The following is a 6,656-nucleotide window of genomic DNA, read 5'->3' as shown; positions in this document are numbered from 1 at the left end:
TGTCTGCGTAGGTCGCTGCGTCGTTGACGATATCCACCGCCGATGCGTGTGTAGATAGCGGGGCCGTCCCGGTCCGGTCACCGAACAGCATGATGGCCAGCGATCGATCGTCCTGGCGCGATACCCAGCACAGACCCTGCACATCAGGGCATTGCGCGTGGATCGCCTCTGCCCATTTGCGGGTTTGGGGATAGACGTCTTTTTCGGTTTCAATCAGCTCGCCGCGCTTGATCCCGAGATTTCGCAAAGCCGTGCTGCTGAGATCGACGAGTAGGAGATCGGTCGTCGGGAGCACCTGAGAATAATGGTGCCCCCTGAGCTTGCGCTTCGCGAGAGACTTGAGCCCGGGCGCGAAGGGTACGTCATGAAAGACGGATTCCATCCCTGCGCAGTCGAAGGTTTCGCCGCCATAGATGGTCGGGATCGAATTGCCCTTGGCATCGCAGATGGGGCTGAAGCGCGCATTACCATCCGGACCCGGATTGAACTCCTCTCCCCGAAAACGGTCCTGATGAATGCGGTGGATCACCCGCGTCTTTGGCCAGGTGGTCGTGCAGATGAGCTTGGCGAGATCGGTAGGAGGCGTCGGGATGATGACGCCCGTGCTTGTCACGGTTGGAATCACCGGCGCTGGAGCGAGCGGGGCAGGGCTAGGCGTTGGGGTGGTGGTGCCCTTTTTCCTAACCATGCAGGACGCCGTCGATCTCGTCTTGAGCGGCAGCCAACACGCGATCGGGATCGCTCTTAAGTATATCCATTGGCCGGACGCCGCCCAGGAAGCTGTTCACCGAAGCGAACCAGATAGCGATGTCCCAGTCCTCGAGATCGTTTCCGAAACGCTTGAGAATGGGCGCGAGTCCCTTCAGCGGACGGTATCTGGCGTCGGCGTCAAGCGCATATCCAGGATAATAGTCATTCCCCTGCTGGCGGACGGCGAAAATCTTGCCATCGCGCTTCCACTTGTTGGGCTGGGCACTGGCGTTCTGGCCACTGAATCCCGCAAGTTCGGAGAGCTGCGCGGCGGTTAGCCACTCGGCCGACATGAGCACGTCTGTCCGTGCCTCGGCGTTCATTCTGGCCTCTGCGACAAGATGCTGTGGAGGCGGAACTTGCGGAACGAGCGCGTCGACGAGTTTGTCGAGCGTTTCCTGATCACGGCGGGCAAGACGCGCGAGAATGAGCGGGGTGATAAGAGTTACGGCCTGAGCGAGCGCCTGCCGAAGCTTCGGAGTCCCATGCTCCAGCGCCAGCGCGACGACTTGATCGTCGTCGGCCGACCGAAGCTTCTTGCGAACCTCGGCTGCCGTGCCGGATAGAGTCTCGAACGCTACGGCGCCTGGCTCGTCAGGATAAATCGTCGCCATGAGTCGATCCAATCGGATATGTTGGCTATGGATATAGCACAATATCCTAAATAATCAATATCGGCCACCCACCTCGTCTGTAGCAGAGGCAGAGGTTGTCGATCGGAATCGCACTGGTGGCCGAAGCGGCCATGACCGAGGTCGAGGCGCAACAGCGAAACTTGGGCAATGTCATGTCTCTGAAAACATAGCCTGGACTGAGAGCTTTCCGGACTGTCTTGCTGGACGCAACGAAAGCGGCTCCCAACGGATCGCATGGGACAATGTAGGCTTGGTGGTTTTATGCGCCTGGAGCTTGCCAATTTTCGTTTTTCGCGTGTCCCTATGATAGAGGGGGCGCGTGCGTTCCTTCCGTTGGATGGAGGGAATTCCGAAGTGTCGCTGGGATCTAGACTGAAAAACCGCATTCTAAAGCGGTTGCTTGATCTGGTGACAGACGATGCTCAGCCGAATCTCAATGCGCTCAACGATATTGTGAAGAACGTCCGCATACTCGAACTGAATATGAAGGCGTTCGGCTATGATCTAGGCCGGAAAATGGCTGCGGCATTACCCGTTAACGCCGAAACGCAAGCTCACTTCGTTGGCCTTGATTCGAAAGCATCGACGCAAAGCGACATTGAAAGCCAGTGGGTTGCCCATTGGGCGGCACAACTCAAAACGGCCATCGTCTATCACCGGAAGCTCTGGGAACTGACGTATGTTCTCCAAGCGATCTATGAGAACGGCCACATGACGAGCGGGAAGCGCGGACTCGGCTTTGGCTGCGGCGCGGAACCGATACCTAGCTATCTGGCCGCACAGGGTGTTCAGGTCACAGCGAGCGATGAGGCAGCCGCCAGCGCGGAGGCTGCCGGTTGGGCCAGCAGCAACCAACATCTCGGTTCTTCGCCAATCCCGTTTCAATCGCACCTGATCGACAAGGAGACGTTCGAACAGTTTGTCTCCATTCGAACAGTGGATATGAATAATATTCCAGGCGATCTTCGAGGTTATGATTTTTGCTGGTCGATTTGTGCACTTGAGCATCTTGGGTCTATAGATGCCGGGTTGCGCTTCATTGAAAATTCGCTCGATACTTTATCGCCGGGTGGATTGGCTATCCATACGCTCGAAATGAACGTCGAGAATGATGGGCCGACAATAGATAACTGGCTGACAGTGCTTTATCAAAAAAAACATATCGAGAAATTCGCCAGACATATGGCGGAAAAGGGCCACGAAGTTGCGCCACTAAATTTCGACTTTGGCGAACACCCGATGGATCAGTTTATTGATCTACCGCCGTGGCACTATGATCCTAAAACCGATCATGCCAAGAAATTAGGCAATCCCATCCATTTAAAGATCGCAATAGATGGATTTATAAGCACTTCATTTGGGATAATTATCAGAAAGTCGGCGAATAGAAATTTAACCGATTAATGGGAATAGGAGGTCTCAATGAGAAGCTACTTTATTCCGCTAGCGGCCGTATTTCTTTCAATACTAAATTTTTCGCCCGCTCATGCTCAAGCACACCCCGAGCTATACGACTATCTAACGCAGGATGTTTGCTTGAATTCGTCTGGCGCAGTTGTCGCGGGCGATCCTGCGACATGCCCGAACCGGCGCAACATCGGCCTTTACGAAAACTCGCCCTATATTGTTACAGACTTCGATAGCGTTACGGGGGCAACGTATTCCGCCACAAACTCATTCCCTGTTCTGGGAACCGATGGCTACACCCGAATCATGGTTTCGAAGAACCTTCAGGGAGGGTTTAACTCGAACTTCCAATTCAGCTTTTCCGAAGCCCGTGACGGTTACGACTTGATTGACGTGACATTCACTACCAGCGCGTCCTTCATCCGCACATCGGATGGCGGTTGCTACGATCAGATTTGGTCAAGATCAGCGAGCTACTCCACGCCGGGCGCCCGTGCGGGCGGTTGGAGATTGTTCCCCCTTCCTTCGGCACCGAGTTCATGGCCGCAAACAAATTCGGCTACCCATGCCACATACCATATTCAACTTACGCCCAATCGCCCTGGTTGTGTGAGTGGAAGCTCAATAGGACGAACCTATTGGAATGCACCTGCTCAATATCAATTTGAGACGGGAAAGCTGCTCACTGCGATTCGGTCCGATCACTTTGCGGCCGAAAATCTGTCACAGCAGAACAACGCGCTGGAGCGCTACTACTTCACCAAAGAGTATGGCTACACCCGTTGGGAGGCGTGGATTCCTCGCAGTCGTTGCTATCAGGAGCGCGGGACTACGGCTCCGATCTGCCATCCTGAATCGACAAACTACCCCTTGCAGTCCCGTTGCAAGGTCATGAACGTCTCTTCCACAGGCCATCCCGGCCTTGATAGGTGGGGCAATCAGGATTGGGTCAGGGTCGATTGCCGCGACCAGACCAACTACGTTGCGTTGAACACGCCGCAGATCATGCTCGATACCGTCATGGCGCAGACCAATGGTGTCGTTGATATCAACTTCCATCAGCTCAATGAGAGTCTGGCGACCTACGCCGCACCGGGGACGACGCTGCTTTCCAATCAGACCATTATGTCACCGGATGGGCGGTTCACATTCAGAGCGCAATCAGACTTCAACGTGGTCCAATACATGAATGCCACGCCGCTATGGGCATCGAACACGGCCGGCGCGAGCGTCATGGGGCGGCTGGCTTTTCAGACGGACGGCAATCTCGTTCTCTACAACAACGTCAATGTTCCATATTGGTCGAGCGCATCGCCCGGTTTTCCGAATGCGGCTCTCTACGTGAAGAACGATGGAAACGTCGTGATCCTCTCCAATAGGGCGCGCGGAGCACTTCTATGGAACACAAACACCTGCTGTCACTAGTCGTTAGTGTTCGGCATGCCTGTGTATCTGATGCCGCCGGTCCGGAGGTGAAGGTTAGATGCTGATGTCTGGCTATGCACGACTGGCCAGACCAGCGACGAAGTTAGGTCAGGGTTCGATGCCATATTTGCCGCTGATTACTACACTGACCGGCCCGTTAGTCGGGATCTGGCTGGGCGTCGTCCTGACCGAACGAAAGACCTATCGCGAACGGGCGTGGGAACTGAAAGCCCGTGCCTATTCCGCAATATTCGAAGCGCTGGAAAAGATGCGCCGATCCTATGAACGTTCTTACAATGCAGAAGTCAGGGGCCGGGAGCGTGACGAGGCGGAGGAAGAAGCGGACAATCACGAGTTCCGCTCGACGAGGGACCAGCTTTTCATCCTGATCGCCAGCGAGAGCTGGATTCTGCCCGATGAGGTGAGCCACCAGATCACGAGCCTCGAAAAGCAGCTATCGATTCGGCGCGATAGCTATTTTGAAGGCGTTGATGATGGACGTATCGCCGTTCGCGATACCGCTGCAAGGTTGAGGCATTTTGCACGCCGAGACATGGCGACCCTACCTCGATCCTGGCGCCCACGGCTCTTCTCGAGGGAAGGAAGGGGCGATCAGGCCACGCTGCCTGGGAAGCATTCGTAGATCATGCGCCTCTATCACTTTGTGCCTGCCGAACACGGCATCTCCAACATCGAGCGCCGGCGCTTGAAGATCGCGACGTTCGATCAACTCAACGATCCGTTCGAGCTATTGGCTGTGGCACCCGGGACCGCGGATGAGCGTGCCGCCTTTCGTCACACTAAGGCCCAGATGGCGGAGCGGGCAGGTCTGCTATGCTTCAGTCGCAAGTGGCATAATCCGGTTCAATGGTCGCATTATGCGGGGAAGCATTCCGGGCTTTGCCTTGGCTTCGATGTAGCCGACGATATCGTCAAGCCGGTTCGGTATCAAGCGAAGCGCGTACCCTTCGACCCGGCGATCCTGGGCGATGAGGAAAAAGGGCTAGCTTTCATGCTGGAGTTGTCCTGCATCAAGTTTTCGCATTGGAAATATGAGGACGAGGTCCGCGCTTTCGTTGGGCTTGAGGATATGGACCGGGAGAGCGGAAAATATTTTGCTGAATTTTCTCCCAAGCTTGCGTTGCGCGAGGTGATTGTGGGCGCAGCCTGCACAGTGACGCGAGTTGAATTGGCGCGCGCGCTGGGCGATCTGGCTGGAGAAGTACGGCAACGCAAGGCGCGGCTTGCCTTCAGATCCTTCCGAGTGGTGACGCAGCAGAAGAAGGATTATTGGTCCTGAACGGAGTCGACCATGGGCCCCCACGCGGCGAACGCATGGTGATGCCAGTGAGGTTCCTCCGCATTTTGAAAGGGGGTGCAACGTACTCCTTCAAGGTGTACATATCTTGACCAACAGCATCATTTCGCGTACTAATTGAAATTGTACAAATGGAGGTGGCGATGCCCCGGGCTGTGGTGGAAGACAACAAACGCATGAGCCTGCGGATCCGACCGGAGCAAAAGGCTTTGCTCGCCCGGGCTGCTGCGCTCAATCATACTGATTTGACGACCTTTGTTACGCGATCGGCTCTTCGTGTGGCCGAAAGCGTGATCGAAGAGGCGGAGCGGACGAAGCTAAGCGAGAGAGACAGCCTCCTCGTGCTTGATCTGCTCGACAACCCACCTCCGGCGAATGCGAAATTACGCGCGGCCATCGCCGCGATGCCAAAGCGAGCATGATGCTTCCTTCGTGGCATGAGGAAGCGATCTCGAAAGCCCATGACCGAGCCTCGTTCGATTGCGGCGATGAGGAACTGAACACCTTCCTGCAACGCTATGCGCGGCAAAGCCACGAGGCCGGAGGAGCCAAGACCTTCCTGGCGATCGATGACTCAGACAACAGAACGGTTCTTGGATTCTACAGCATCGCGCCCGGCAGCATGAACTATGCCGATACACCTGAGTTGGTTAAGCGTGGCCTCGCAAGGCATGAAGTGCCCGGCTTTCGGCTCGCACGGCTTGCGACGGACATTCGCCAACAGGGACAGGGGCTCGGCGGGCAACTCCTGGGAGCGATCGGCCGTAGGTGCATTCACGTCGCCGCTGAAGTCGGTGGGGTCATGCTCATCATCGATGCAAAGAGTGAACGTGCCGCTGCCTGGTATGCAAGTTACGGTGCGGTCCCTCTGCAAGAAAAACCACTGACGCTCGTCTTGCCATTTACGACGCTGGAAAGCGAATTGAGAAACGCAGGCCAATTATAGTTATAGAGGCTGCATTGCGAAATGCACACGAGAACGTCGCTCATCTCGATGAACATAAGGCAATTGACTGCAAGTTCGATTCACACAACTGGAGCCAGAACCGAACCTCACGCTTGAGGTGCTCTCCGTATCTGTTCGCGAAGGATGGAACACCGCCACATTTTCTGCTATAGTC

Annotated in this window: 8 protein-coding genes; 6 read left to right on the top strand and 2 right to left on the bottom strand. The window is 55.6% G+C overall.

Annotated features, from left to right (window positions below; genetic code table 11):
* Together S2M10_RS00190 and S2M10_RS22495 are read right to left on the bottom strand one after the other, a co-directional pair.
* A partial coding sequence (locus S2M10_RS00190; RefSeq protein ID WP_348770497.1) for an RES family NAD+ phosphorylase occupies nucleotides 1-625 on the bottom strand: 625 nt, incomplete at its 3' end.
* 55 nt (nucleotides 626-680) lie between these two features.
* The gene (locus tag S2M10_RS22495; protein WP_168844294.1) at nucleotides 681-1,364 is read right to left on the bottom strand and encodes a hypothetical protein; all 684 of its coding nucleotides are present in this window, start codon (nucleotides 1,362-1,364) and stop codon (nucleotides 681-683) included.
* 255 nt (nucleotides 1,365-1,619) lie between these two features.
* Here S2M10_RS22495 and S2M10_RS00180 point away from each other — a divergent pair, with 255 nt between their 5' ends.
* From S2M10_RS00180 to S2M10_RS00155, 6 genes are all read left to right on the top strand, one after another.
* Complete coding sequence (locus S2M10_RS00180; RefSeq protein WP_247650516.1) at nucleotides 1,620-2,789, top strand: hypothetical protein; 1,170 nt, start codon at nucleotides 1,620-1,622, stop codon at nucleotides 2,787-2,789.
* 18 nt (nucleotides 2,790-2,807) lie between these two features.
* On the top strand, nucleotides 2,808-4,217 hold the full coding sequence (locus tag S2M10_RS00175) for a hypothetical protein (protein ID WP_168844293.1): 1,410 nt from the start codon (nucleotides 2,808-2,810) through the stop codon (nucleotides 4,215-4,217).
* 64 nt (nucleotides 4,218-4,281) lie between these two features.
* Nucleotides 4,282-4,860 (top strand): hypothetical protein, encoded by a 579-nt coding sequence (locus S2M10_RS00170; protein ID WP_211090779.1) that lies wholly within the window; start codon nucleotides 4,282-4,284, stop codon nucleotides 4,858-4,860.
* A gap of 3 nt (nucleotides 4,861-4,863) precedes the next feature.
* Complete coding sequence (locus tag S2M10_RS00165) at nucleotides 4,864-5,517, top strand: DUF2971 domain-containing protein (protein ID WP_168844291.1); 654 nt, start codon at nucleotides 4,864-4,866, stop codon at nucleotides 5,515-5,517.
* A 149-nt stretch (nucleotides 5,518-5,666) separates the two neighbouring features.
* The gene (locus tag S2M10_RS00160) at nucleotides 5,667-5,957 is read left to right on the top strand and encodes a DUF1778 domain-containing protein (RefSeq protein WP_247650515.1); all 291 of its coding nucleotides are present in this window, start codon (nucleotides 5,667-5,669) and stop codon (nucleotides 5,955-5,957) included.
* On the top strand, nucleotides 5,954-6,481 hold the full coding sequence (locus tag S2M10_RS00155) for a GNAT family N-acetyltransferase (protein ID WP_168844290.1): 528 nt from the start codon (nucleotides 5,954-5,956) through the stop codon (nucleotides 6,479-6,481). The genes S2M10_RS00160 and S2M10_RS00155 overlap by 4 nt, the downstream gene beginning before the upstream one ends.
* Nucleotides 6,482-6,656 lie beyond the last annotated feature (175 nt).

Origin of the sequence: Sphingomonas sp. S2M10 (genome assembly GCF_012650175.1) — a bacterium.
In the GTDB taxonomy this organism is placed as follows: Bacteria; Pseudomonadota; Alphaproteobacteria; order Sphingomonadales; family Sphingomonadaceae; genus Sphingomonas.
Note: the sequence above shows the minus strand (reverse complement) of the source record. Positions and strands in the feature narration are given on the sequence as shown.